Genomic DNA, 24012 nt, shown 5'->3' with positions numbered 1-24012 from the left:
AACCCGGTCAAGTGCTGACCGGGTTTTTTAATATGGCTTCTTTTTGCTGTATTCTTTATTATCTTTCATAAATAGACGCCAGAAATAAAAGAATCCAGGAAATAAAATAGCAAAACCAACAATATACACAATAAATAAAGAATGAAACGCATCGGGATGTGTAAATCCATTCTCAATCGTTACGTTTGGATAGACAACATAAGGTAAATGACTTCGTCCGTATACGTAACTTGCTAAGAAATATTGAAGGATAATGGATACCACAGCTAAACGAGGCATGCCTTTTCCTTTTTGAGAAGGTAGCAGCAGAGCAATACCAGCTACTACAAATAGACCTACAGATCCGTAAAGAAGGGGCTTAAACTGCATCATTTTATCATATAACCAGCTTGCTTCTGATTGCATTGTAATCATAATAAAGATAGCCATTAGCAGGGAAAGAGGTCCTGTAATGAGCGCATCACGCCGATAGACCGCATAAGCTTCCATTTCGTCAGATGACTTCGAGTAATCTGCTAATAACAGAGACGATAGAAACAGCGAAGAGCTTATGGCAAACCCGATAAATGAATAGACGTGCGGACTTGAAAATACTTTTGCTAAATTTAATCGCTGCGTGCCATCAATTATATCAATAAATCCACCTTGACTTACTGGCAGTACAGCGATTAAAAAAGCAGGAATTAACACGCCGGATATACCGGATATATAAACCAATGCTCTCCGATATTTGAAGCTGCTAGCATAGTGTGAAAACACTAAAAATCCGCTTCGAATAGATAAGAGAAGTAAAATGATACTTCCGGGTATTAGTAACACTGTGCCAAGCGTAAATGTAGCTCGAGGAAAAAAACTAAACAGCGCAACAACAATCGCAACGATAAATACATTGGTTACTTCCCAAGTAGGCGATAGATATCTGTTTGCTACATCTGTAGCATTTGTTTTCGTACGATTAATATATACCATCGACCAAAAGCCAGCTCCAAAGTCCATCGTTCCCATTACGGCATAGATAAAAATGAAGCCCCATATTACAGTAATTGCTAGTAATGAATCACCCATATTCTCACATCCTTTTTAATCTGCTTGCGCAGCAAGCTCTTTAGAAAGCGGATTTCTTCTGAAATAAAACACCAGTACAAGGGCGACTGCGGCCACAAGTACGATATAAACAAGCAAAAATAAAAAAAATAAAATATGCAAATTAGCAGAAGTGGTAACTGCTTCTGATGTACGCATGATGCGGTAAATGACCCAGGGCTGTCTTCCTGTACATGCGAAAATCCATCCGAATTCAATGCCCATGATCGCGAGAGGGCCTGTTGCGACAAATGCCCACATAAAAATTTTAGGGAAGCTTTTCTTCTTTAAAAACTTGTACCAAACAACGCCCACTAGCGCCACTAAAATTAAAATCGATCCGATAATGACCATACCGTTAAACAAGGTATGCACAAAAAGCGGCGGCCAATAATCCCTAGGGAAGTCATTGAGTCCAGTAATCACTGTATTAAAGCTATTACCCGACAAGAAGCTGAGCATCCATGGAAACTCAATTCCATACTTGACTCGCTGTTCTTTTTCATCTGTAAATCCGCCTAAAGCTAATGGCGCATGATCTTGCGTTTCAAATAGACCTTCAGCTGCTGCAAGTTTTTCGGGTTGATATTCGTATACTTTTTGCATAGATTCATGTCCATTCAAAGCTGTTACAAAAGAAAAAATCCCGCCGATTACTAATCCCATCATCAATGCTTTATGATGAAATTTATATTCTCTTGGATTATGTTTTCGCGCACGAAGCATTTTAAAGGCAGCGACTGAAGCAATGACAAAGCCTCCGGTTGTATAAGCAGAAACGGCTACATGACCGGACGTTACAAAGAAACTCGGATTAAAGAAAGCTGCCCAAGGATCTACGCTTACAATTTCGCCATTTAAAATTCGAAAGCCAGCAGGTGTTCCTTCAAATGCGTGCACGTTTGTAATTAAAACGGCAGAGGCAAGAGCGCCTATTGCTACTAAAATTAGACTGATAATCCTCATTTTTCGAGAAATACGGTCCGCTGCGTATACGTAAATAGAGAGAAACAGAGCCTCAATAAAGAAAGCATAAATTTCAATTTGAAAAGGAAGAGCCATCACTTTTCCTACAATTTCCATAAAACCCGGCCAAAGCAACGCTAGTTGTACACCAGCAATCGTTCCCGTAGGAATGGCGACTCCAAGCAGGACAGCAGCTCCTTTTGTCCAACGCTGTGCCATAAGTTCATAATCTTTATCTTTTGTTTTGTAGTAAAGAATTTCAGCCAATAAAATCATGAGAGGAATGCCGACGCCAAGAGTGGCAAAAATGATATGTACTCCCATGTTCAGACCAAACATTGAACGTGCAGTAACTAAATGATCCATTCATTTTTCAACCTTTCCAGTAAAGTATTGATAAACCTTATTGTCCACTTTTTACCACGCTTTATGCATCAGAATTGGTAAAACATATAACTTGAAAATAGTAATCATTACGATTATAATAAGTATATATTGTTTTAAAGGAGAGATATTTAATGAAAACAAATATTCATCCAGACTATCGTAAAGTTGTATTTATGGATACAAATAGCGGAACATCATTTTTATCAGGATCTACAAAACAATCAATTGAGACCGTTCAATGGGAAGATGGCAACACATATCCGCTTTTAAAAGTTGAAATCAGTTCGGATACACATCCATTTTATACAGGAAAACAAAAATTTGCTGATAAAGGCGGCCGTGTAGAACGCTTTAAGCAAAAATATAAATTACAATAAAAAAACTAGCCGGGAGGCTAGTTTTTTTATTAATATAATGCTTTTTTCAACGTATCAATGTTGTGTTGCATAATGGAGAAATAGTCTTCTTTATTTTTAACATCGTTTTTTGTTAATGACTCTAAGTTATGAAGTGTTAAAGCTTGAGCTCCTACTTCATTTTTTACAAGCGTAGACACTTTAGGCTTTAAATTTTGGTCAAAGATAAAGTATTTGATATGGTCTTTTTTTGCTTGTTTTACGATGTTTTCTAATTGTTTCTGAGACGGCTCATTTGTAGGAGATAAACCCGCTACGCTAATTTGCTTTAAGCCGTATCGTTTTTCCCAGTAGCCATAGGCTGCATGTGATACTAAAATTTCTTTATGAGGTGCGTCGCCAATCGTTGTTTTTAACTCTTGGTCCACATCTTCAAGCTGAGTCTTTAACGATTGGAAGTTCTTTTCAAACTCTGCTTTTTTATCTGGTTTTAATTCAATAAGTTCGTCTTTAATATTTTCAGCTAATTGAATAGCTAAAACAGGATCAAGCCAAACGTGAGGGTCTGTATCTCCGTGGTTATGCTCTTCTTCATGAGCATGCTCATCTTCAGAACTCTTTGCTAATTTAATTCCTTTTGCAGCTTCTACTAAAGCTACATCTTCATTTTTAAGTGTAGACTGTGCTTTATCTGCAAAACCTTCAAGTCCAATTCCTGAGTAAACAAATGCGTCCGCGTTGGCGATTTTGACCATTGTTTTTGTTGTAGGCTCAAATGAATGGGCATCTACACCGGTTGGTAAAATGCTTTTAGCTTCTACATATTTTCCACCGATTTTTTCAGTAAAGTCCTGTAAAGGGTAGATTGTTGTATAAACTTCTAATTTTTTGTTTTTATTATCAGATGCGTTATTTGCACTGCTTGAACTGCACCCTGCAAGAGCTGTTCCAATTCCTAATGCAAGCACCATTAAAAGTGGTTTGAATTTCATTATGTTGCTCCTTCCGTTCGTATCGTAACCATTTATGACCTATGTTATTATATCGTAATTATTACGATTTGAAAACTAAAAATTTACGCACTTACTGTAAATTTAGGAAGGGGATCTTTGAGAGTAGCCCAATCTTGATTCATTTCCTCATTTGTCAGCAAACAGCGGTCTAAAGTTTCAATTATTTCAGCTTTGTTCATATCAATACCAATGAACACAAGCTCGTTAATACGATCTCCAAATTGTTCATCCCATTTTGCTCGTAATTCAGGCTCTTCTTTTAAGGTTTGTTCTCTTTCTTCCGGTTCGTAAGTTGCTATCCATTCACCCGCTGCTTGAATCATAATGGACGTACCGGCTTGAGAAAGAAGTCCTGCCATATTATTACGCGAAGCAAGCCAGAAAAATCCCTTTGCGCGTACAATATCAACCGGCCAGTTCTCTAACCATTTCATAAAGCGTTCAGGATGAAGGGGACGATTCCTTCTGTATACAAAAGAAGAAATACCGAACTCTTCCGTTTCAGGCGTATGGTGCTCCTCATTTAATTCTTTAATCCATCCGGCTCCTTGACTAGCTTTTTCAAAGTCGAATAAGTCGGTATGAAGTATGGCTTCAAGGCTTACTTCACTATTAATTGTTTGGATAACAGTGGCTTCTGAGTTTAATTTGTGAAGAACAGCCTGCAGCTCATCTGCATCATCTTTTGTTAACAAATCAACTTTGTTTAACAAAATGACGTTTGCAAATTCAATTTGATCGATTAATAAATCAATCACTTCTCTTGTATCGTTTTCATCTGTTCCTTCTTTGCGGTCTAATAAGCTTTCGCCGGATGAAAAGTCTTCCCAAAAGCGATTGGCATCTACTACAGTGACCATCGTATCTAACGAACATTTCTGAGTTAAATCAATGCCAAGCTCTTCATCAATATAAGTAAATGTTTGAGCAACAGGGATAGGTTCGCTGATTCCGGAAGATTCAATGACAATATAATCAATATCACCATTGTCTGCTAGGCGTTCTAACTCTTTCATTAGGTCGTCTCGAAGCGTACAGCAAATACAGCCATTTTGCATTTTAAAAAGTTTTTCTTCTGTTCGAGAGAACCCGCCTTGTTTAACTAAGTCTGCATCAATATTTACTTCGCTCATGTCATTGACAATGACCGCGACCTTTAAACCTTCTTTATTTTTTAAAATATGGTTCAAAAGAGTTGTTTTACCTGAACCAAGGTATCCGCTTAAAACGGTAACGGGAATTTTTTTCACTGTTATAACCTACTTTCTTGTTTATAAATAATAATGATTACGATTTAACACTTTTCATCTTATAGGAAAAAGTATTATAATACAAGAAAGAATTTTTTTTATGAAGGAGAAGACAGCAGATGAGCTTATTACAAGATGTTTTAGAATTCAACCAAAAATTTGTAGAAGAAAAGAAGTATGAACTTTACGAAACAAGCAAATTCCCTGATAAAAAAATGGTTATTTTATCGTGTATGGACACAAGATTGGTAGAATTACTTCCACACGCTTTGAATTTGCGCAACGGAGACGTGAAAATTGTTAAAAACGCAGGAGCGCTTGTTTCACATCCATTTGGAAGTATTATGCGAAGCATTTTAGTAGCTGTGTACGAGCTTCAAGCAGATGAGGTATGTGTAATTGGTCACCACGACTGTGGAGCAGGTAAACTTCAAGCGGAACCTTTTTTAGAGAAAGTAAGAGCAAAAGGCATCTCAGATGAAGTGATTAATACCATTGAATATTCTATGGACTTGAAACAATGGTTAACGGGTTTTGATTCAGTAGAAGAGACTGTTCAGCATAGTGTAGAGACAATCCGTAATCATCCTCTATTTTCAAAAGATACTCCTGTACATGGACTAGTTATTGATCCAAATACAGGAAAGCTAGATGTTGTTGTAAATGGGTATGAAGCAATCGAAAACAACTAAAGCTTAGTGTGATTTTTTCTCAGGTACTTCATCGATGCCACCCGGATGGAACGGGTGGCATTTTAAAATGCGTTTTACAGTCAAATAAGATCCCTTTACGGCACCAAAGCGTTTAATGGATTCAACTCCGTACTGGGAGCAAGTAGGGTAAAACCGGCACCTTGCCGGAAGAAAAGGTGAAATTCCTTTTTGATATCCTTTTATAAGTAAAAGCAAAAGCTTTGCAATCATTTATTATCACGTTCTTTCTTTCGTGTTTGCTCATACTATAAGGGATAGAAGGAATAAAAAGCAACTAAAAGAAATAAAGGTTATTAAATGGATGAAATATATCGGAATTGCATGTTATGATAGGTGAAAGAAGAAAAAAGGAGTGGTATTATGCCATCAGTAGAAAGTTTTGAGCTAGATCATAATGCGGTTAAAGCACCTTACGTAAGACACTGCGGTGTTCACAAAGTGGGAAGCGACGGCGTTGTAAATAAATTTGATATTCGTTTTTGCCAGCCAAACAAACAAGCAATGAAGCCGGACGTTATTCATACGCTAGAGCATTTATTAGCTTTTAATATTCGTACTCATGTAGAAAAATACGAGCACTTTGATATTATTGATATTTCGCCTATGGGATGTCAAACAGGGTACTACTTAGTAGTGAGCGGTGAGCCGACTGTACGTGAAATTATTGATTTGTTAGACGATACGTTAAAAGATGCAATTAACATTACTGAAATTCCAGCAGCAAACGAAAAGCAGTGCGGTCAAGCGAAACTTCACGATTTAGAAGGAGCAAAACGTTTGATGAAGTTCTGGCTAGAACAGGACAAAGAAGATTTAGAAAAAGTATTTGGCTAAAAATAAGCAGTCCGCTGGGCTGCTTATTTTATTTGAAAAAAGATGAAGAAGTTTCTCTAAGTCTAAAGAAAGGGAAATGTCTCTTTTTATGAAAAAAATGTTTTAATCAACTAAAAAAGGGTACAACTATATTATACAAAGAGTTCACAAAGGAGCGAAAAACATGGCAGTAAATGTAAATGAAATCGTTAATAAACAAGTAGCGAATTTTAGTGTAATGTACATAAAACTTCATAACTTTCACTGGTACGTAAAAGGTGAACAATTCTTCACTCTTCATGAAAAGTTTGAAGAGCTGTATACGGAAACAGCTACAATTATTGATGACCTTGCAGAACGCCTTTTAGCATTAGAAGGAAAACCTGTGGCAACAATGAAAGAATCGTTAGAACTTTCTTCTATTAAAGAAGCGGATGGAAGCGAAACGGCTAAAGATATGGTCGCTTCTTTAGTAAGCGATTTTGATACGCTAACTGCTGAATTAAAAGAAGGAATGGACGCAGCCGGTGAAGCGGGCGACGAAACAACAGGAGACATGCTGTTAGCCATTCATCAAAGCTTAGAGAAGCATACGTGGATGTTAAAATCATTCCTAGGCAAGTAATTAAAACCTGCGAGTACTCGCAGGTTTTTTTATGATAAGATGGACGAACACTTTTTTTTCACTGGCATATACTGTAGGGATATGACTGCTTATGACTGCTGAAAGGGTGAAAAAAGTGGATATGCAGAAGCTTGCTGTCTTGATAATCTCAAGTTTAGGTTCACTGGCTTTTTTTTTATTTGGAGAGTGGGACTATTTACTAATGGCTTTAGTAGCATTAGTGGCAATGGATTACTTGACGGGTACAATTGCAGCTTTTATAAATAAACGTTTATCTAGCAAAGTAGGTTTTAAAGGAATTGCCAAAAAGATTTTTATTTTTGCCATGATTGCTGTAGCAAACTTTATCGATTCTGTATTCTGGGAAAACGGTCATATTATTCGAGATGGAGCTATTTTGTTCTATATTTTAAACGAAATGATTTCAATTACAGAAAATGCAGGAATTGTAGGAATTCCAATTCCAGAGCCGTTAAAAAAAGCAATAGCGATTTTAAAAGACCGCTTTAAATCGTAGAGTGTATAAAAAAAGAATAAGATACAAATAAGAAAGATAAGTTGGCACTAGAAAGAAGGAGCTGAATATCTTTCATGACAAAAAAATATTATATATCTCTGAGTTCAGGAGAAATCAATCAGTCAAATACTGCTTCAGATTGGAATTATGCGATTGAAGCAACAGATGAAGAAGTGGAGAAGCTGAGAACGTATTTAGATCAGCGTGCTTCAAGCGATTGGTCAAGCTTTTGGCGATCACATATTCCATATCTGGAATATCATCATGATTCTCAAAATGATATGTACGATAAAACGACAGTTGAAATATATACCATGCTTTATCAGCTGGGAGACAATGAAACAAAATCACATATCAAACAGATGAATATTTTATCTTCAGATAGAATGGAATAAGGGGTAAAAAGCAAAGAAAAAAAGTACAAGCATACTTTTCTTATCAGGTATGGCCGTAATGTATGATAAAATAAGGGAAAAATCAAATGGAGTTTGAGTCGACCATGTACACATTTAAGGATGCATATCATAATCAAGTATTTTTATCATTTGAAAAAAATCCATTCTCGAAAACTCCACGTCATGTTTGGGTCGTATGCAGGTATGAAAATCAATGGTTGCTAACGAATCACTCAAAACGAGGTTTAGAATTTCCCGGAGGAAAACTAGAAGGCAATGAAGTACCAGAAGAAGCAGCGGTTCGAGAAGTATTTGAAGAAACAGGCGGAGAAGTCTCTTCTTTAACTTATATTGGGCAATATAAAGTAGTAAGTAAAGGAAAGACCATTATTAAAAACATTTATTTTGCTACTATTGGAAATGTAATTAAAAAAGAAGACTACATGGAAACGGATGGTCCCGTAATGATTGATGAACTACCTTCGGGCATTCAACAAGATGATGCATACAGCTTCATCATGAAAGATAATGTTTTACAATATGTAATGAAATATGTAAAGCGAACATTTTTGTAAAAGTATCCTATCAATGAAAATCCCCCCGTTTGTACGGGGGGATTTTTTATGAGCGTCGGATCAATTTCTTTTCTAAATAAGCAACGCCTTGATACATAATCGTAGCGAAAATGGCAATTAATAATAAGCTGAGAAGAACAAGAGTAAAGTTGAAGACTTGGAAACCATAAATAATCATATATCCAAGCCCTTTCGAAGAAACTAAAAATTCTCCTACGATGACTCCTACCCAAGATAAGCCGACATTTACTTTAAATGTGGAAATAATAGCGGGCATGGAAGCTGGCAAAATGGCTTCTTTAAAACAGCGGGTTTTCGTTGCCCCAAAGCTTTTTAGTAATTTAATATAGTTTGGATCAACTTCTTTAAATGCTGTGTAAACGACGATGGATGTAATAATAACGGATATAATCGCCCCCATCGTTAAGATTGAGAAAAATCCTGGACCGATCGCTACAATTAAAATAGGGCCCAGCGCTACTTTTGGCATGGCGTTTAAAATAACGAGGTAAGGGTCTAATATGTTTGCAAGCCTCGTTGAATACCAAAGGGCCGTTGCAAGTAAAATACCTAGTAATGTGCCTAAAATGAAGCCAAGAACCGTTTCAAATAATGTAAAACCAATATGTGCTGCCAGCGAGCCGTCGGCAAGTTTAATTAAAAATAAATGCCATACTTTAGTAGGGGAACTGAAAATTAAAGGGTCAATCCACTTTAAACGAGAAGCCAGTTCCCAGAAGCTAAAAAAGGCTAAGAAAATGACCATCTGTACGCTCAGTACTAATCGTTTTTCGCCGCGAACCTTGCGAAGGTAGCTTTCGTGAAGAGTATTTAGGGAGCTAGTGGGTTTCAAGTTGATCAAGCTCCTTCCATATGTCCATAAATAAATCGTTATAGACAGGGTGCTGGCGTGCTTCAAACGGAGAAAGGGTTCGTAAAATAGAAGGAACCGTAAATGTTTTTGCGATTTTCCCCGGCTTGGCTGAGAATAAAAAGATTCGGCTGCTCATAGCAATGGCTTCGCCGATATCGTGCGTGACCAAAACGGCCGTTTTTTGATAGGTCATCAGCGTTTTGGAGACAAGTTCTTCAAGCTTGAGTTTTGTTTGAAAATCGAGTGCTGAAAAAGGTTCGTCTAAGAGTAAAATAGCGGGGTCAATAGCAAGTGTTCGAACTAAAGCGACGCGTTGTCTCATGCCTCCGGATAACTGGTGCGGATATAGGCTATCTACGCCCTGTAAACCGATTTCTTTTAGGAGTAACAGTGCTTTACTCTCTGTTTTATCTGTTAGCTGGCCGCGAATTTCAAGACCAAGTAAAATATTTTCTTTAATGGTTTTCCACGGAAACAAATAATCTTGTTGAAGCATATAACCGATGTTTGGGACTGATGTTCCGATATTTTCACCGTCTATTGTGACAGAGCCGGACGTTGGTTCAATCAAGCCGGCAATAATCGATAGAAGCGTCGTTTTTCCACATCCGCTTGGGCCGAGAAAGGAAACAAATTCTCCTTCTTCAATAGACAAATTAATATGTTCAAGTGCAGTGGTAGCAGACTTTGTCGTAAGATACATATGCTGAACATCTTGAATGTGAAGTTTTGTCATATTACTCACTCATTGCATCTTTTGCGAATTTTGTGTTGACTAGCTTGTTGTGATCGATGTGTCTTGGAAGTTCTCCAGATTCGTCCATGATTTTTTGTAAATGATCCCACTCTTTTTGATCTAATAAAGGGTTAGTTGCAAAGGATTTTTGAGATTTATAGCGGTCAATAACAGTTTTCAGCGTTTCTTTAGGAGTATCTTCGAAATACGGTGCAACCACTTCGGCAATTTCATCTGTGCTATGTGTATTCACCCATTTTTGTGCTTTGTAAATAGCTCGAGTAAATTTAGCCGCTGCTTCAGGGTTATCTTTTAAATAGCTTTCTTTGGCCATAAATGTTGTATAAGGAACTGTTCCTGATTCTTTTCCGAAGGAAGCAACGATATGTCCTTTTCCTTGTTGCTCTAAAATACTAGCCGTTGGCTCAAATAATTGAACATAATCTCCAGTACCAGAAGCAAAAGCATTCGCAACGTTAGCAAAATCAATGTTTTGAACGAGTTTTACATCTTTTTTAGGATCAATATTATGCTGTTTCAACACATATTCCCCTACCATTTGCGGCATGCCGCCTTTACGTTGACCAAGAAACGTTTTGCCTTTAAGCTGATCCCATGAGAATTGATCGACCTTTTTACGCGATACTAGAAATGTTCCGTCGGTTTGGGTTAGTTGTGCAAAGTTGATGACGGGATCACTAGACCCCTGTGCATATACGTAGATTGAAGTTTCCGAGCCGACTAAGGCGACGTCGATGCCGTCAGATAAAAGTGACGTCATTGTCTTATCTCCGCCCCACGTTGTTTTTAAATCTACCTTTAGTCCTTCTTCTTCAAAAAAGCCTTTTGAAATAGCAACGTACTGGGGAGCATAAAAGATAGAGCGAGTTACTTCGCCGACACGAACCGTCTGTACAGATGTTGTTTTGCCGCAGCTAATTATTGGGATGAGTAAAATCATAATAGCAAGCAAAGAAAAGAGCCATTTGATTGGTTTCATAAAGCAAACCTCCTTAAAAGAATAAAATATTTTATGATAATGTATGTAAGAAAGTAGAAGAAGGTGAGTGCCTACATAACTATGTGGAAAATCAAAGAAGTATTAGCCAACGATTGAAAGTCCACCGTGGCGGGAAAAAATATACCAGTCATATAAAGAATGGAGGAAAAAAATGAAAGATGGAACAATTCTTCATAAACAGCGTTTCCCATCATCAAACCCTCGCGTGGCGCTGTGGGTGATTACATATGCATGTCAAGGGCTTAAGATTAAAGGAATGCTCGCAGAGCCAAAAGAAAAAGGAATGTATGACGGCTTTTTATACTTAAGAGGAGGTATTAAGAACGTAGGAACGGTTCGTCCTGCTCGACTCATTCAATTTGCTTCTCAAGGTTTTATTGTGATGGCTCCGTTCTATAGGGGAAATCAAGGAGGCGAAGGAAACGAAGATTTTGCAGGAGATGATCGTTACGATGCTTTTGCTGCTTACGATTTATTGAAACAGCTCCCTAACGTCCACCGTGACCGCATTCATATTTTTGGGTTTTCAAGAGGGGGAGTGATGGCTTTACTCACAGCCATTGAAAAAAACGACAGCCGCTCTCTTGTGTTATGGGGAGGTGTCACGGATATGGTGCTGACATATGAAGAAAGAGAAGATTTAAGAAGAATGATGAAGCGAGTGATTGGAGGAACTCCTTCTAAATATCCTGAAAGATATGAATGGAGGACACCTTTGCATCGTGCTCATCTCGTCGAGCCGCCGGTCTTGCTTATTCATGGTTTAGAAGATAAAAACGTATCGATTGATCATTCCTATCAGCTCGAATCTAAATTAAAGAAGTCCAATAAAAAAGTTACCAGCTGGTACTTCGAAAACTTTCCACATGCTTTTCCACCAAAAGAAAACCGAGAAACGGTGAAGAAGTTAACGAAGTGGATGAAAGCGCAATAAAAGATATGCTACGATAGAGAAAACAAGTAGAATAACAGTGAGGAGTGAGAAAAAATGGGGATGCCGCTAGAATTAAATACAATGATTGTGACAAAAGGCAACGAAAAACGTGTAACGGATAACATTTTTCAAATTGAGAAAAAAGGATATCGCTTGTATCCGTTAGATATTCCATTAAACATTCACAAAACGAAAACTGGAGAATGTATTGGAACTGCTGTTGTGCGTAAGGTAGAAATGGAGCAGGAAAAAACCATTGTCACATATGAACTGACAAAATTACATTCGACTAACTAAAAAACCGATCGTCTCTAAGACGATCGGTTTTTTATTAGACCCTAGGTCCGCCTAATGTTGAAATATCAGATGCCACATCATTAAAACGCTTGAAATTAGCTTTGAATTTAGCAGCAAGCTCAGTTGCTTTTTGATTATAAGCTGTTGCATCGTTCCATGCTTTAGAAGGCTGAAGCACTTCATCAGGAACTCCCGGAACATGAGTTGGAATCGATAAACCAAAAATAGCGTCTGTTACTGTTTCGGTATTAGCTAGTTCTCCTTCAAGAGCTGCTTGAACCATAGCTCGAGTGTAACTTAACTTCATTCGTTCGCCGACGCCGTATTCACCACCGGTCCATCCAGTATTTACAAGGTAGACATTTACATTATGTTCATCGATTTTCTTTCCTAGCATTTCTGCATAAGTTGTTGGAGCAAGAGGTAAGAAAGGCTCACCAAAGCATGTAGAGAAAGTAGCCTGTGGCGATGTTACGCCGCGCTCTGTTCCAGCTAACTTACTAGTGTATCCGCTCAGAAAATGGTACATCGCTTGTTCTTTTGTAAGCTTGCTGATTGGAGGCAAGACGCCGAAAGCATCAGCAGTTAAAAAGACAATAGCTGTAGGGTGCCCAGCAACGCTTGGCAATACCGTATTATCAATAGAGTCAATTGAATAAGCGGCACGAGTATTCTCTGTTAAACTATTATCATTGTAATCTGCTACTTTCGTATTTTGATTTAACACTACATTTTCCAGTACGGCGCCGAAGCGAATTGCATTGAAAATTTGCGGTTCTTTTTCTTCGGAAAGCTGAATGCACTTCGCGTAGCATCCTCCTTCAATATTAAATACACCAGAGCTTGACCAACCGTGCTCGTCATCTCCGATTAAACGACGGTTTGCATCAGCAGAAAGCGTTGTTTTACCCGTTCCAGATAAACCAAAGAATAATGCAACGTCACCTTCTTCTCCTACGTTGGCAGAACAGTGCATGGATAGAATATTGTTTTGAGGAAGCAAGAAGTTCATCACTGAGAAAATAGATTTTTTCATTTCACCAGCGTATTCAGTTCCTCCAATTAGCACAATGCGTCGCTCTAACGAAAGAATAATGAAGGTTTCAGAATTCGTCCCGTCTGTTTCAGGATCAGCTTTGAACGTTGGAGCTGCTACAATTGTAAACGGCTTCATATCATCATTTGTTTTTTGTTCGGCTGAAGGGCGAATGAATAACTGCTGAGCGAATAGGTTATGCCATGCAAATTCATTAACTACTTGAATTGGTAACTGATACTTTTTATCAGCTCCAGCATATCCATTAAAAACAAAAAGTTCATCCTGCTTCTTTAAGTGGGTTAAGACTTTTTTGTATAGCGCATCGAATCGCTGAGCAGAAATTGGCTGATTGACAGGTCCCCATTCAACCGTTTTTGAAGACACAGCATCGCTTACAATAAATTTATCTAAAGGAGAGCGACCTGTATATTTTCCGGTTTCGACTGACACAGCACCTGTAGAAGTCAGCGTTCCTTCGCGTCGAGCTAGAATTTTTTCAACAAGTTGTGGAACAGATAATTGGTGTTTTGTTGTTTTTAATTGAAGCAAACCATTTAATTCGATAGACATATCAACAGTACTCATGTGCACTACCTTCCTTTTTTAGCTATTATTTATTCATTAATGTTTGAAATTTATAATTAGTATAACACATTTATTTAATTATTCTATACTATTTAACTAAAAATGTTTGTGTATTATAAAAAAATGTACGTTATACCTATTTTAGACACATGTATATGTGATAGGAGCAAAAAAAGTGAAGCTATTTTAAGTGAAAGCCTCATTTTGATCTGTCTTATTAACTAAACTTAGTGATGATTCTTAATAAGATGTACTATTTCGGAATTTGAGTATGTTACATTAAAACACATTCAAACATAAAGAGATGATTTCCATTTGAATGTTGTTGACAGTGAAGCGCTTTTTCATGTATTATATGTCCTTGAACGGATACTCTCTTATCCCGAGCTGGTGGAGGGACAGGCCCTATGAAACCCAGCAACCATCGTCATTTTTTTGTGTAGACGATAAGGTGCTAACCTGATGCAAGGGCACAACCTTGATCGATAAGAGTGAAAGGCTTATGTAGAATTTGATACCTTTCCTCGATACAAGGAAAGGTTTTTTTATATTTTTTAACGTGTAGTGAAAATAAGGGAATGAGTACCGTATCACAATGTATCGTATTTATAAGGAGGAAAACTGATGTCAACACAACGTCGTCTGTTCACGTCAGAATCTGTTACAGAGGGACATCCCGATAAAATTTGTGACCAAATTTCTGACTCAATTCTTGATGCTATCCTAGCAAAGGATCCAAATGCTCGTGTTGCTTGTGAAACAAGCGTAACAACTGGTTTAGTTTTAGTAAGTGGTGAAATTACAACTTCTACTTACGTGGATATTCCTAAAACAGTTCGTGAAACAATTAAAGGAATTGGCTATACTCGTGCAAAATACGGATTTGATGCTGAAACTTGTGCAGTATTAACATCTATCGACGAGCAGTCAGCTGATATCGCTGCTGGTGTAGACCAAGCGTTAGAAGCACGTGAAGGTCAAATGTCAGATGAAGAAATCGAAGCAATCGGAGCTGGAGACCAAGGGTTAATGTTTGGTTATGCATGTAACGAAACAAAAGAATTAATGCCTCTTCCAATTTCATTAGCTCATAAACTTGCTCGCCGTCTAACAGAAGTACGTAAAGAAGAAATTCTTCCTTACCTTCGCCCGGATGGTAAAACACAAGTAACAGTTGAATATGATGAAAACAACAAACCTGTTCGCATCGATACAATTGTTATTTCAACCCAGCATCACCCAGAAGTAACGTTAGAGCAAATTCAACGTAACTTAAAAGAATATGTTATTAATCCAGTTGTTCCAAACGAGTTAATTGATGAAAATACAAAGTATTTCATTAACCCAACAGGACGTTTCGTAATCGGCGGTCCTCAAGGAGATGCTGGTTTAACTGGTCGTAAAATTATCGTTGATACTTACGGCGGATATGCTCGTCACGGCGGCGGTGCATTCTCTGGTAAGGACGCAACAAAAGTAGACCGTTCAGCAGCTTATGCAGCTCGTTATGTTGCGAAAAACATTGTAGCAGCTGATCTTGCCGATAAATGTGAAGTACAACTAGCATATGCAATTGGTGTTGCACAACCAGTATCTATTTCAATTGATACATTCGGTACAGGAAAAGTTTCTGAAGAAGTACTAGTAGACGTAGTACGCAAAAACTTTGACCTACGTCCAGCAGGCATCATTAAAATGCTTGATTTACGTCGCCCAATTTATAAGCAAACAGCAGCTTACGGCCACTTTGGTCGTACGGATGTGGAGCTTCCTTGGGAGTTCACAGACAAAGCGGAAGCATTAAAAACTCAAGCTTTAGCTAAATAATAAAAAAATCTCCGTGAAAACGGAGATTTTTTTATGCCCATTGAATACCTGCAGCAGATTTTTCTACGACACTTTCATATTCTGAAAGCAAATGCTGAAAAATGGCGTCCCATGATTGAGTAAGAGCGTATTGTCTCGCTGCATGGCCAAAGTGAAGACGCTGATGCAAATCATCGAGTAAATCTGTAATAGCCGAACTGAATTCTTCTAAGGAGTGAGGTTTGCAAAGGTAGCCGTTTCGCCCGTGCTGAACCATCTGTTTAACTCCTCCTGCATTTGCTGCCACTACAGGAGTTCCAGAAGCAAGAGATTCCAGTACAACATTTCCGAAGGTTTCTGTTTCTGAAGGAAAAACAAACAAATCAGATGATGAATAGATATGAGCAAGTTGCTTACCTTCAAGGAAGCCTGTAAATGTCATATGCTCAGATGCTTGCTGCTGCATTTGTTCTTTTAAAGGGCCGTCTCCCACAATAACCCAGTGAATTTGATGGCGGATATGATCAGGTAGAGATCGTGCGATTTTTATTAAAAAATCAGCGTTTTTTTCTTTAGCTAATCTTCCTACATACGTTAAAATGTAGGGTTTTTTTATATTATATTTAATACGAATATCAAAGCGGTCATAGTGGGGATGAAATAATTTATGATTTACTCCTCGCGACCAAATATCTACGTTGTGAAACCCTTGTTCTTCTAGCTGCTGTTTGGTCACTTCAGAGGGAGCGAATATTTTTTGTACAGGTTTATAAAACCATTTCATATATTTTTGCAGTGGTACACGCATTTTTTCAAGTTCATAGTGAGATAAATAATCATCAAAATTGGTATGATAAGAGCCGACAAGAGGAACACCTAATCTTTTCCCGTAATAGGAGCCGCAAAGCCCCATTGTAAAAGGAGTGGCCAAATGAATAATAGAAGGATTGAATGCCTGCAGCTGCTTTTTAATTTTTAGAACGTTTGGCAATGAAAAGCGGCTGTTTGGATAAAGGAAAAACGGCATGCTGGGCGAACGGTGAACATACGTTGAAAATGACTGATCATGAGCAAATTCAGGAGCAAATACCTGGATGGGAATTTGCTTTGATTTGACGTACTGAGTAAACTGATAAAGTGTTTTAGCAGCTCCGTTAACTTCTGGAGCAAATGTATCCGTAAATAAAGCAATTCTCATTAGTACTCCTCCTATCAATTAAGTTAAAAATATGTTCAGTGAAACAGCACCCGAAAAGATGCCCAGTATCAGACCTACCATGACATCTGTCGGATAGTGCAGGCCAAGATAAATTCTTGAAATTCCTACCATTACTGCAAGAGGCAAAAGAACAGCAGCGAAGGCTGGATAAACAATCATAAGAGGGGTAACCAACGAAAAAATAGCTGTTGTATGCCCAGATGGAAATGAATGATCTTTTAATGGATTTTCTAACACTTTTGTATGTTTTAATTGAATATAAGGTCGTTTTCTCGGATATAGTTTTTTAGCAATGGCGACTGGAATATGACTAACGGCTAGAGAAAACGCACAAGCGTAAGCGACGGATGAAGGATACAGAAATAGAAGCAAGCACGCTATCACAATGGTAAAAGTGGCTCCTCCGGCGTGAGTTAGTAAACGTAAAAATCTATTTAAGTGCTTTCGATCAAAATGTTGGTTTACGCTTTTGAATAATCGGCATTCGGCATCGTATACATACTGAATTAACTTGGCTTTCATAGAGTCGCTCCCTTTTCAATAAATACGTCTTTATTATTCAGTTTAATCTTTAATTGTGGAGGCAGTACTAAAACGATGTAAATTAATATGGAAATTTCTTTACAATTGTGGAGAGAATAGAACATGATTGGAGAGTTTGTGGAGATACTAAAAAAATTCCCTCAGTGTGACTTTCTGAGGGAACGTTTCCTTTATAATGAAGAATCAGATTTCTTAATAGACTTATAATACTGCCCTTTTTCTACATATTCTGTACGAATGCGCTGCATATCTTTTAAATCCTCTTCTGTCAGAGTGCGGATCACTTTAGCAGGTCGGCCGAGTGCGAGAGTATTAGGTGGTATTTTTTTACCGGGAGGCACTAAGCTTCCAGCACCGACAAAAGCACCTTCACCAATTTCTGCACCGTCTAAAATAATAGAACCCATGCCAATGAGCGCGCGTTTGCGGATGATGGAGCTATGTAAAATAACTTGATGTCCTACTGTCACATCATCCTCAATAAGCAATGGAGCATTTGGGCTTTGATGGAGTGTTGATTGATCTTGTATATTTACTCGTTTACCAATAATCGTAGGTGAAACATCTCCTCTAATAACAGTGTTAAACCAAATGCTGCTTTCTTCACCAATGGTGACATCTCCAGTAATCGTGACATAGTCTGCGATGAAGCAGCTGGGTGCAATGGTAGGCATTTTTTCTTTATACGGATAAATCATCAAATCATCTCCCTTTATTAGTTGAAAAAAAGTAGTAAATCTTCTAATGTAAGTGTACAAAGGTTTTTTAAGCAGGTAAACAAAAAAAGGAAGAAGGAGTAACTCAAATGCATAAATGGGAAGCAGTAAATCCAAAAGGCGTTATTGTCATGGTCCATGGAGCAGCGGAGCATCACGGACGCTATCGCTGGCTGATTGAGATGTGGCGTTCGGTTGGAATGCACGTAATTATGGGAGACCTTCCTGGCCAAGGCTTAACAACAAGAAGAAGAGGACATATCCTATCCTTTGATGAATATGTGTATGAAGTGGAAGAATGGGTACGTGAAGCGCAAAAATATGATTTGCCTATTTTCCTGTTAGGTCACAGTATGGGAGGACTGGCGGTTATTCGTACGCTCCAGACAAAAAACCTCCCTATATGGGGTGCGATTCTTTCCTCTCCTTGTCTAGGATTAAAAGAGCAAGTACCGGCTTATTTAGATATGCTATCTAAAGGGTTAAATAAAGTCATGCCGAACAAACTTTTCGATTTAGGTCTCACTGTTGAAAAAGCAACAAGAAACCAAGAAGTTCGAGATGAAGATGAAAATGACTCACTGTATGTTACAAAAGTTTCTGTAAGATGGTACCGGGAATTGATCCAAGCTGTCAACTTAGCTTTTAAAGATATCGATCGTTTGCCTGATGTCCCGCTTCTTGTGATGCAGGCAGGAGAAGATAAAATTATTGAAAAGCTGATTGTTAGGCAGTGGTTTGATGAAATAGAGCTAAGTGAAAAAATCTACAAAGAATGGTCTCAGCTGTATCACGAAATCTTTAATGAGCCTGAAAGAGAATACGTTTTTACATATGCGAAAAGTTTTGTCGATCTTCACATTTAATAAGTGCGGTAAGAAATTGAGGTGAAAATAAATGAAGATTCCGTCTCATCCTATTTCATTAATGAGAAAAATTTATCGAGAAGTGTTTCCTGTCGTTCATCATGAGCTTAATCATTGGCGCGAACGAGCAAAAGAGATTCCTAATAAAGAATTGCGTACTCAAGCATTGGCAAGTATCGATACAAAAACTTTTCATTGTGAAGGAGGCGGTATCCTATCGATTTTAGCGAAAGAAAACATGATTGAATGCGTGAAATTTATTGTTGCCTACCAAACAATCAGCGATTACTTAGATAACTTATGTGACCGCAGCAATTCGCTAGACCCTAAAGATTTTGCCGCCTTACATGAATCGATGCCAGATGCGTTGACTCCTCATGCACCTCTTGGGGATTACTATCGTTTTCGAGCGGATAAAGACGACGGAGGATACTTAGCCGGACTTGTCCAGACTTGTCAGCAGTCCTTGCGAAAAGCTTGTAATTACCATATAGTCTCTTCACATTTATTAGAACTAGCTAATTATTATTGTGATTTGCAAATACATAAGCATGTTGAAATCAAGGAAAGAGTTCCACGATTAGAGAATTGGTTCGATGCTCACAGGCACAGTGTTCCTGAAATGGAGTGGTATGAATTTTCAGCGTGCTCTGGTTCAACGTTAGGAATTTTTTGTTTAGTTGCTTATAGCTTTCAAGAAGAGATGACCGAAGAAATGACGCAGAAAATAAAAGCAGGATATTTTCCTTATATTCAAGGCTTACATATTTTACTCGATTATTTAATTGACCAAGAAGAAGATAAAGCAGGAGGAGATTTGAACTTTTGTTTTTATTATCCTCATTATCAGCAAATGATGGATCGCTTTTTGCATTTTGTCGTAAAAGCGGACGAATATGCTAAAAAACTGCCGGATTATCACTTTCACTGCTTTATCTATAAAGGACTCTTGGGCGTTTATTTGTCGGATCAAAAAGTGCGGGCACAAAAACATGTTCATGTGAATGCACGTAGGTTAATAAAAGCGGGGGGAGCCCTCAGCTACTTTTTCTATATCAACGGACGCTTGTACCGAATGTTAAAAAGATAAGCCATATGCGGCTTATCTTTTTTCAATAGCAATGATGAAGGGAGGGTTGTTTTGCTGATTCATGAAACGATATTGTAAAACGTGAACGTCTTTTTGATCAAGATTTTGGACATACGTTAGTAAATCGTCTCTTTCTTGTTTCCCTTGTTCGTGTCCATGATAAATAACGAGCACAATCACTCCTTCAGCTGCTAACAAATCAAGTAACTGCTCAATTGCAGAGATTGTTGTTTCAGAAGTGGTGACAATGTCTTTATCTCCACCTGGTAAATAACCTAAATTAAAGACAGCGCCCTTGACTCGTCCTTTAATAGAACGAGGAAGCATGTTTATATTGCTATGGCTTTCTTGGATAAGTGTTACTCTGTTTTCTACATGGTGTTCTGTCAATCGCTGCTGAGTTGCTTGAATGGCTTGAGGTTGAATATCAAATCCATATACATGACCTGTATCTCCGACTAAGTTAGCTAAGAACAATGTATCATGTCCATTTCCTGCTGTGGCATCAATCGCGACATCTCCTTGAGCCACAGCATTAATGAGCAATGTGCGGGCAAAAGGCAGGATACGTTCTATTTTCATCTCTCCATCAACTCTTTTTCATAAGATTTTCCTTGATAGCTTTGACGACGTTCGAGCTCTTGATCAATGGCATTTAATACGCTCCACTTATTTACGCTCCACATCGGTCCAACCATGAGGTCTATCGGTCCATCGCCTGTAATACGATGAACAATCATCTCAGGAGGGATTACTTCGAGCTGATCGCATACAAGCTTTACATATTCTTCAAATGAAAGAAATTCAACAAGGCCCTTTTCATACTGTTTGACCATAGGAGTTCCTTTTAGTAAATGAAGCAGATGAATCTTAATTCCTTGAACGTCTAATTTTGCTACTTCACGTACCGTTTCCATCATCATATCAGGTGTTTCTAAAGGCAAACCATTAATGATGTGAGAACAAACGCGAATACCGTGTTTTCTGAGCTTTGCTACGCCATCTACATAGCACTGATGATCGTGTGCCCGGTTGATAAGCAGTGAAGTTCGTTCATGAACAGTTTGCAGTCCAAGTTCTACCCATAGATAAGTTCGTTCATTTAATTCAGCCAAGTATTCCACCACATCGTCGGGGAGACAGTCAGGGCGCGTGGCGATAGAAAGCCCAACAACTCCGGGAAGCTTTAAGACGGCTTCATATTTTTCACGAAGCTCCTCGACAGGAGCATGAGTATTAGTAAATGCTTGAAAGTAAGCAACGTATTTTCCGTCTTTCCATTTATGATGCATTTTTTCACGGATTTCATTAAATTGTATCACAAGGTCATCCGCTCTGTTTCCGGCAAAATCCCCCGAACCGGCAGCACTGCAAAACGTACAGCCGCCGTGAGCTACTGTGCCATCTCTGTTTGGACAATCAAATCCTCCATCTAAGGCTACTTTAAATACCTTATGGCCAAAGTGGTTACGTAAGTGGTAATTCCAGGTATGATAACGTTTGTTTTCAGATTTATACGGAAACGGGTTTGTCTGATTCAAATCAGCAACCTCCTTTTTACATGCAATATACATCAACAAATTGTATCAAAAACGTGAAAAAGTGCCAAACAAATTTAAGGATGCTTATATTTAACAGGTTCTTCTTGTCGTAAAGGGAAGTAAAGTTGCGCAAAATAAGACAGAAATGAACGAATAGGAGGAATAGAGAATGACAACTCGTCAAGCAGTGGATCAACTTATGCAACAGTGTGAAGATGCTATTCGCTTTGGACAAGGCCAGTTGCAGGAAGGCATGAAGCAAGAACATTATAACGACACTGAATATACAAAAGCACAGGAAAAATTAGAAAATGCTTATAAAGAAATTGAAGAGTTTTCTCACAGTGCAAATGCACAGCAAAGAGAGCAGCTATATCGCATGCGCCTGCAAGTTCAGCAGCTGCAAAATAAATTGATCACAACTCAGCATTAAGGAGAGGATTTTATGGCAACGCGTTCAAATCAAAATAATCCGGAACAAAAAACAAAAAACGGGATCAACAGCAATGACATTGAGCTAGGAAAAGATTTTGATCCAGTAAAAGAATTAAAAGCACGAAACAGCAAGCGTGCACAACCGGTTCGTTCGAAGCAAAAGTAAGCGGTAAAAAGGTGATTTTGCATGATATTGTCATGTGAAATCACCTTTTTAAATAGTCAGCGAATTTCAAATAAATTGTCTATATGTAAAAGCATTGCGAACCCTTTAAGAAAAGACTAGAATGTACGTTGGCATTCGAATAGATAGGGGGGAGATCAATGCCCAAATCACTTTGGTTTTTGATTATTGGTATGCTTGTAAACGTAACGGGAGCTTCATTTTTATGGCCTCTCAATACCATTTATATAAATGAACATTTAGGAAAGTCGTTATCCGTCGCAGGAGTTGTTCTTATGCTGAATTCTGCTGCAAGCGTAGTAGGAAATTTGCTTGGAGGAACTCTTTTTGACAAAATCGGAGGATATAAATCCATTTTATCAGGAATTATTATTACTCTTATTGCATTAGTGGGACTCGTGTTTTTCCATGGTTGGCCTACATACGTTGTTCTCTTGGTTGTTGTAGGGTTTGGATCTGGTATTGTGTTTCCATCTATGTATGCAATGGCAGGGTCCGTTTGGCCACAAGGCGGAAGAAAAGCATTTAATGCGATGTACGTTGCTCAAAATGCAGGAGTAGCTATTGGCGCCGCGGTAGGGGGCATTGTAGCGTCTTATTCATTTACGTATATTTTCTTAGCTAATACAATTTTATACGTTATTTTTCTGCTTATTGCTATTTTTTCATATCGTCATATTTCGGTTACCGTTGGACAAACGAATGTCCTTAATGAAGCAGGGAGCATTGGGCATAAAACGAAGCTGACTGCTCTTCTTATTTTATGTACGGGGTATGTCTTATGCTGGGTTGCGTATGTTCAGTGGCAAACAACGATTGCTACGCATACGCGTGAGCTGAATATACCTCTTTCTAGCTACAGTTTGCTTTGGACGATTAACGGGATTTTAATTGTAGTCGGTCAGCCTTTGATCGTACCCATCATTCAAAAAGTAGCAAAAACGTTAAAAGTACAGGTCCTAATTGGAACGGTTATTTTTGTGGCTTCTTTTGTTATCGTGGTGAATGCTACAACATTTCCGCAGTTCTTAACAGCAATGGTTGTGTTAACAATTGGAGAAATGTTCGTTTGGCCAGCCATTCCAGCTGTTGCAAGTCAGTTGGCTCCATCTGGAAAAGAGGGATTTTATCAAGGCGTAGTTAACAGCATGGCTACTGCAGGTAAAATGATTGGTCCTCTCTTTGGAGGCGTTATTTTCGATGCGTTTAATATGTCTACGCTGTGCTATTTATTAATTGGGCTATTGCTATTCAGCATGTGTACAACATGGATATACGATTATAAATTAAAAGAAAAACGTCAGCGTTCATTAACCATCTCTAAATAAATAGAGGTGGTTTTATTTTTGACTGTTAAATAAACGTAGGAATGTCTTCAGTATTCCTTTAATAATATAGTAAGGGTTGTGACAAGCAAAGAAAGGAGTATATAC

General features: G+C 38.2%; 29 protein-coding genes and 1 riboswitch. Of the genes, 15 read left to right on the top strand and 14 right to left on the bottom strand.

The genetic code is table 11. The features are described from left to right. Positions 1 to 27: 27 nt before the first annotated feature. A complete protein-coding gene (locus LAV82_RS06115) occupies positions 28 to 1065 on the bottom strand; it encodes a cytochrome d ubiquinol oxidase subunit II (protein WP_013059554.1) in 1038 nt (345 codons plus the stop codon). Between the two features lie 15 nt (positions 1066 to 1080). Beyond that, positions 1081 to 2415 (bottom strand): cytochrome ubiquinol oxidase subunit I, encoded by a 1335-nt coding sequence (locus tag LAV82_RS06110; protein ID WP_013059553.1) that lies wholly within the window; start codon positions 2413 to 2415, stop codon positions 1081 to 1083. 152 nt (positions 2416 to 2567) lie between these two features. On the opposite strand from LAV82_RS06110, the gene LAV82_RS06105 reads away from it, so the two are divergent. Next, on the top strand, positions 2568 to 2813 hold the full coding sequence (locus tag LAV82_RS06105; protein ID WP_211077196.1) for a type B 50S ribosomal protein L31: 246 nt from the start codon (positions 2568 to 2570) through the stop codon (positions 2811 to 2813). Positions 2814 to 2842: 29 nt separating this feature from the next. On the opposite strand, the gene LAV82_RS06100 is transcribed toward LAV82_RS06105, so the two are convergent. Both LAV82_RS06100 and LAV82_RS06095 read right to left on the bottom strand, forming a co-directional pair. After that, positions 2843 to 3784 (bottom strand): metal ABC transporter substrate-binding protein, encoded by a 942-nt coding sequence (locus tag LAV82_RS06100; protein ID WP_374149300.1) that lies wholly within the window; start codon positions 3782 to 3784, stop codon positions 2843 to 2845. Between the two features lie 83 nt (positions 3785 to 3867). Further along, entirely contained in the window at positions 3868 to 5055 is a 1188-nt protein-coding gene (locus tag LAV82_RS06095; protein WP_499715733.1) for a GTP-binding protein, read from the bottom strand. Between the two features lie 119 nt (positions 5056 to 5174). Here LAV82_RS06095 and LAV82_RS06090 point away from each other — a divergent pair, with 119 nt between their 5' ends. Further along, complete coding sequence (locus LAV82_RS06090; RefSeq protein WP_013085269.1) at positions 5175 to 5747, top strand: beta-class carbonic anhydrase; 573 nt, start codon at positions 5175 to 5177, stop codon at positions 5745 to 5747. 3 nt (positions 5748 to 5750) lie between these two features. Here LAV82_RS06090 and yidD read toward each other — a convergent pair whose 3' ends face one another. Next, positions 5751 to 5978, bottom strand: a complete 228-nt coding sequence (gene yidD / locus LAV82_RS06085) for a membrane protein insertion efficiency factor YidD (protein ID WP_013059548.1) — start codon at positions 5976 to 5978, stop codon at positions 5751 to 5753. 150 nt (positions 5979 to 6128) lie between these two features. Between yidD and LAV82_RS06080 the strand changes: the two genes are divergently transcribed. From LAV82_RS06080 to ytkD, 5 genes are all read left to right on the top strand, one after another. Next, complete coding sequence (locus LAV82_RS06080; RefSeq protein ID WP_211077197.1) at positions 6129 to 6602, top strand: S-ribosylhomocysteine lyase; 474 nt, start codon at positions 6129 to 6131, stop codon at positions 6600 to 6602. A 163-nt stretch (positions 6603 to 6765) separates the two neighbouring features. Continuing rightward, entirely contained in the window at positions 6766 to 7206 is a 441-nt protein-coding gene (locus tag LAV82_RS06075; protein WP_013085268.1) for a Dps family protein, read from the top strand. 91 nt (positions 7207 to 7297) lie between these two features. Then, a complete protein-coding gene (locus LAV82_RS06070) occupies positions 7298 to 7723 on the top strand; it encodes a phage holin family protein (protein WP_013059545.1) in 426 nt (141 codons plus the stop codon). A 74-nt stretch (positions 7724 to 7797) separates the two neighbouring features. Further along, complete coding sequence (locus tag LAV82_RS06065; RefSeq protein ID WP_211077198.1) at positions 7798 to 8118, top strand: hydrolase; 321 nt, start codon at positions 7798 to 7800, stop codon at positions 8116 to 8118. A gap of 104 nt (positions 8119 to 8222) precedes the next feature. Next, a complete protein-coding gene (ytkD, locus tag LAV82_RS06060; RefSeq protein ID WP_013059543.1) occupies positions 8223 to 8693 on the top strand; it encodes an RNA deprotection pyrophosphohydrolase in 471 nt (156 codons plus the stop codon). 46 nt (positions 8694 to 8739) lie between these two features. On the opposite strand, the gene LAV82_RS06055 is transcribed toward ytkD, so the two are convergent. Genes LAV82_RS06055 through LAV82_RS06045 form a run of 3 tightly spaced genes read right to left on the bottom strand, consistent with a single transcriptional unit; the run spans position 8740 to position 11303 of the window. Next, the gene (locus LAV82_RS06055; protein ID WP_211077199.1) at positions 8740 to 9546 is read right to left on the bottom strand and encodes an ABC transporter permease; all 807 of its coding nucleotides are present in this window, start codon (positions 9544 to 9546) and stop codon (positions 8740 to 8742) included. Beyond that, positions 9533 to 10303: an ABC transporter ATP-binding protein gene (locus LAV82_RS06050; RefSeq protein WP_211077200.1), complete on the bottom strand. Its 771-nt coding sequence runs from the start codon at positions 10301 to 10303 to the stop codon at positions 9533 to 9535. Before LAV82_RS06050 ends, LAV82_RS06055 begins: the two co-directional genes overlap by 14 nt. Before the next feature lies 1 nt (position 10304). Continuing rightward, entirely contained in the window at positions 10305 to 11303 is a 999-nt protein-coding gene (locus LAV82_RS06045; protein WP_013085263.1) for an ABC transporter substrate-binding protein, read from the bottom strand. 172 nt (positions 11304 to 11475) lie between these two features. On the opposite strand from LAV82_RS06045, the gene LAV82_RS06040 reads away from it, so the two are divergent. Together LAV82_RS06040 and LAV82_RS06035 are read left to right on the top strand one after the other, a co-directional pair. Further along, positions 11476 to 12258, top strand: coding sequence for an alpha/beta hydrolase family protein (locus tag LAV82_RS06040; protein WP_013085262.1), 783 nt, complete (start codon positions 11476 to 11478; stop codon positions 12256 to 12258). 54 nt (positions 12259 to 12312) lie between these two features. Then, positions 12313 to 12555, top strand: a complete 243-nt coding sequence (locus LAV82_RS06035; protein WP_013085261.1) for a DUF2584 domain-containing protein — start codon at positions 12313 to 12315, stop codon at positions 12553 to 12555. Between the two features lie 34 nt (positions 12556 to 12589). On the opposite strand, the gene pckA is transcribed toward LAV82_RS06035, so the two are convergent. Then, entirely contained in the window at positions 12590 to 14179 is a 1590-nt protein-coding gene (gene pckA, locus LAV82_RS06030) for a phosphoenolpyruvate carboxykinase (ATP) (RefSeq protein ID WP_499715732.1), read from the bottom strand. Positions 14180 to 14553: 374 nt separating this feature from the next. Continuing rightward, a riboswitch (SAM riboswitch) is annotated at positions 14554 to 14671 on the top strand. A 132-nt stretch (positions 14672 to 14803) separates the two neighbouring features. On the opposite strand from pckA, the gene metK reads away from it, so the two are divergent. Beyond that, positions 14804 to 16006, top strand: coding sequence for a methionine adenosyltransferase (gene metK / locus LAV82_RS06025; protein ID WP_013059536.1), 1203 nt, complete (start codon positions 14804 to 14806; stop codon positions 16004 to 16006). Between the two features lie 31 nt (positions 16007 to 16037). Here metK and LAV82_RS06020 read toward each other — a convergent pair whose 3' ends face one another. From LAV82_RS06020 to LAV82_RS06010, 3 genes are all read right to left on the bottom strand, one after another. After that, entirely contained in the window at positions 16038 to 17183 is a 1146-nt protein-coding gene (locus LAV82_RS06020) for a glycosyltransferase family 4 protein (protein WP_013059535.1), read from the bottom strand. An 18-nt stretch (positions 17184 to 17201) separates the two neighbouring features. After that, positions 17202 to 17726 (bottom strand): phosphatase PAP2 family protein, encoded by a 525-nt coding sequence (locus tag LAV82_RS06015; protein ID WP_025601494.1) that lies wholly within the window; start codon positions 17724 to 17726, stop codon positions 17202 to 17204. A gap of 191 nt (positions 17727 to 17917) precedes the next feature. After that, positions 17918 to 18445 (bottom strand): gamma carbonic anhydrase, encoded by a 528-nt coding sequence (locus tag LAV82_RS06010; RefSeq protein ID WP_013059533.1) that lies wholly within the window; start codon positions 18443 to 18445, stop codon positions 17918 to 17920. Positions 18446 to 18552: 107 nt separating this feature from the next. Between LAV82_RS06010 and LAV82_RS06005 the strand changes: the two genes are divergently transcribed. Both LAV82_RS06005 and tbcS read left to right on the top strand, forming a co-directional pair. Further along, on the top strand, positions 18553 to 19329 hold the full coding sequence (locus LAV82_RS06005) for an alpha/beta fold hydrolase (RefSeq protein ID WP_013059532.1): 777 nt from the start codon (positions 18553 to 18555) through the stop codon (positions 19327 to 19329). A gap of 31 nt (positions 19330 to 19360) precedes the next feature. Further along, entirely contained in the window at positions 19361 to 20419 is a 1059-nt protein-coding gene (tbcS, locus tag LAV82_RS06000) for a tetraprenyl-beta-curcumene synthase (protein ID WP_013059531.1), read from the top strand. A gap of 12 nt (positions 20420 to 20431) precedes the next feature. Here tbcS and mnmM read toward each other — a convergent pair whose 3' ends face one another. Both mnmM and mnmL read right to left on the bottom strand, forming a co-directional pair. Then, positions 20432 to 21001, bottom strand: a complete 570-nt coding sequence (mnmM, locus tag LAV82_RS05995; protein WP_211077204.1) for a tRNA 5-(aminomethyl)-2-thiouridylate-methyltransferase MnmM — start codon at positions 20999 to 21001, stop codon at positions 20432 to 20434. Further along, the gene (gene mnmL, locus LAV82_RS05990) at positions 20998 to 21960 is read right to left on the bottom strand and encodes a tRNA modification radical SAM protein MnmL/YtqA (protein WP_499715731.1); all 963 of its coding nucleotides are present in this window, start codon (positions 21958 to 21960) and stop codon (positions 20998 to 21000) included. Before mnmL ends, mnmM begins: the two co-directional genes overlap by 4 nt. 169 nt (positions 21961 to 22129) lie before the next feature. Here mnmL and LAV82_RS05985 point away from each other — a divergent pair, with 169 nt between their 5' ends. The 3 genes from LAV82_RS05985 (at position 22130) to LAV82_RS05975 (ending at position 23907) form a co-directional block, all read left to right on the top strand. Continuing rightward, positions 22130 to 22393 (top strand): YtzC family protein, encoded by a 264-nt coding sequence (locus LAV82_RS05985; RefSeq protein ID WP_013059528.1) that lies wholly within the window; start codon positions 22130 to 22132, stop codon positions 22391 to 22393. Positions 22394 to 22405: 12 nt separating this feature from the next. Next, the gene (locus LAV82_RS05980; protein ID WP_013059527.1) at positions 22406 to 22561 is read left to right on the top strand and encodes a hypothetical protein; all 156 of its coding nucleotides are present in this window, start codon (positions 22406 to 22408) and stop codon (positions 22559 to 22561) included. A gap of 158 nt (positions 22562 to 22719) precedes the next feature. After that, positions 22720 to 23907, top strand: coding sequence for an MDR family MFS transporter (locus LAV82_RS05975; RefSeq protein ID WP_029319939.1), 1188 nt, complete (start codon positions 22720 to 22722; stop codon positions 23905 to 23907). Positions 23908 to 24012: the final 105 nt, after the last annotated feature.

Origin of the sequence: Bacillus sp. ILBB4 (assembly GCF_035064545.1) — a bacterium.
GTDB lineage: Bacteria > Bacillota > Bacilli > Bacillales > Bacillaceae_H > Priestia.
The sequence above is the reverse complement of the archived record's forward strand: the minus strand, read 5'-3'. Positions and strand labels throughout refer to the sequence as shown.

Coding starts and splice junctions, on each gene's coding strand:
- tbcS (WP_013059531.1), top strand. CDS start 19,361: ATGAAGATTCCGTCTCATCCTATTTCATTAATGAGAAAAATTTATCGA.
- ytkD (WP_013059543.1), top strand. CDS start 8,223: ATGTACACATTTAAGGATGCATATCATAATCAAGTATTTTTATCATTT.
- LAV82_RS06080 (WP_211077197.1), top strand. CDS start 6,129: ATGCCATCAGTAGAAAGTTTTGAGCTAGATCATAATGCGGTTAAAGCA.
- LAV82_RS06035 (WP_013085261.1), top strand. CDS start 12,313: ATGGGGATGCCGCTAGAATTAAATACAATGATTGTGACAAAAGGCAAC.
- metK (WP_013059536.1), top strand. CDS start 14,804: ATGTCAACACAACGTCGTCTGTTCACGTCAGAATCTGTTACAGAGGGA.
- mnmM (WP_211077204.1), bottom strand. CDS start 21,001: ATGAAAATAGAACGTATCCTGCCTTTTGCCCGCACATTGCTCATTAAT.
- LAV82_RS06090 (WP_013085269.1), top strand. CDS start 5,175: ATGAGCTTATTACAAGATGTTTTAGAATTCAACCAAAAATTTGTAGAA.
- LAV82_RS06015 (WP_025601494.1), bottom strand. CDS start 17,726: ATGAAAGCCAAGTTAATTCAGTATGTATACGATGCCGAATGCCGATTA.
- yidD (WP_013059548.1), bottom strand. CDS start 5,978: ATGATTGCAAAGCTTTTGCTTTTACTTATAAAAGGATATCAAAAAGGA.
- LAV82_RS06020 (WP_013059535.1), bottom strand. CDS start 17,183: ATGAGAATTGCTTTATTTACGGATACATTTGCTCCAGAAGTTAACGGA.
- LAV82_RS06075 (WP_013085268.1), top strand. CDS start 6,766: ATGGCAGTAAATGTAAATGAAATCGTTAATAAACAAGTAGCGAATTTT.
- LAV82_RS06040 (WP_013085262.1), top strand. CDS start 11,476: ATGAAAGATGGAACAATTCTTCATAAACAGCGTTTCCCATCATCAAAC.
- LAV82_RS06050 (WP_211077200.1), bottom strand. CDS start 10,303: ATGACAAAACTTCACATTCAAGATGTTCAGCATATGTATCTTACGACA.
- LAV82_RS06045 (WP_013085263.1), bottom strand. CDS start 11,303: ATGAAACCAATCAAATGGCTCTTTTCTTTGCTTGCTATTATGATTTTA.
- LAV82_RS05985 (WP_013059528.1), top strand. CDS start 22,130: ATGACAACTCGTCAAGCAGTGGATCAACTTATGCAACAGTGTGAAGAT.
- LAV82_RS06105 (WP_211077196.1), top strand. CDS start 2,568: ATGAAAACAAATATTCATCCAGACTATCGTAAAGTTGTATTTATGGAT.
- LAV82_RS06100 (WP_374149300.1), bottom strand. CDS start 3,784: ATGAAATTCAAACCACTTTTAATGGTGCTTGCATTAGGAATTGGAACA.
- LAV82_RS06115 (WP_013059554.1), bottom strand. CDS start 1,065: ATGGGTGATTCATTACTAGCAATTACTGTAATATGGGGCTTCATTTTT.
- pckA (WP_499715732.1), bottom strand. CDS start 14,179: ATGAGTACTGTTGATATGTCTATCGAATTAAATGGTTTGCTTCAATTA.
- LAV82_RS06010 (WP_013059533.1), bottom strand. CDS start 18,445: ATGATTTATCCGTATAAAGAAAAAATGCCTACCATTGCACCCAGCTGC.
- LAV82_RS06065 (WP_211077198.1), top strand. CDS start 7,798: ATGACAAAAAAATATTATATATCTCTGAGTTCAGGAGAAATCAATCAG.
- LAV82_RS06070 (WP_013059545.1), top strand. CDS start 7,298: ATGACTGCTGAAAGGGTGAAAAAAGTGGATATGCAGAAGCTTGCTGTC.
- LAV82_RS05980 (WP_013059527.1), top strand. CDS start 22,406: ATGGCAACGCGTTCAAATCAAAATAATCCGGAACAAAAAACAAAAAAC.
- LAV82_RS06005 (WP_013059532.1), top strand. CDS start 18,553: ATGCATAAATGGGAAGCAGTAAATCCAAAAGGCGTTATTGTCATGGTC.
- LAV82_RS06110 (WP_013059553.1), bottom strand. CDS start 2,415: ATGGATCATTTAGTTACTGCACGTTCAATGTTTGGTCTGAACATGGGA.
- LAV82_RS05975 (WP_029319939.1), top strand. CDS start 22,720: ATGCCCAAATCACTTTGGTTTTTGATTATTGGTATGCTTGTAAACGTA.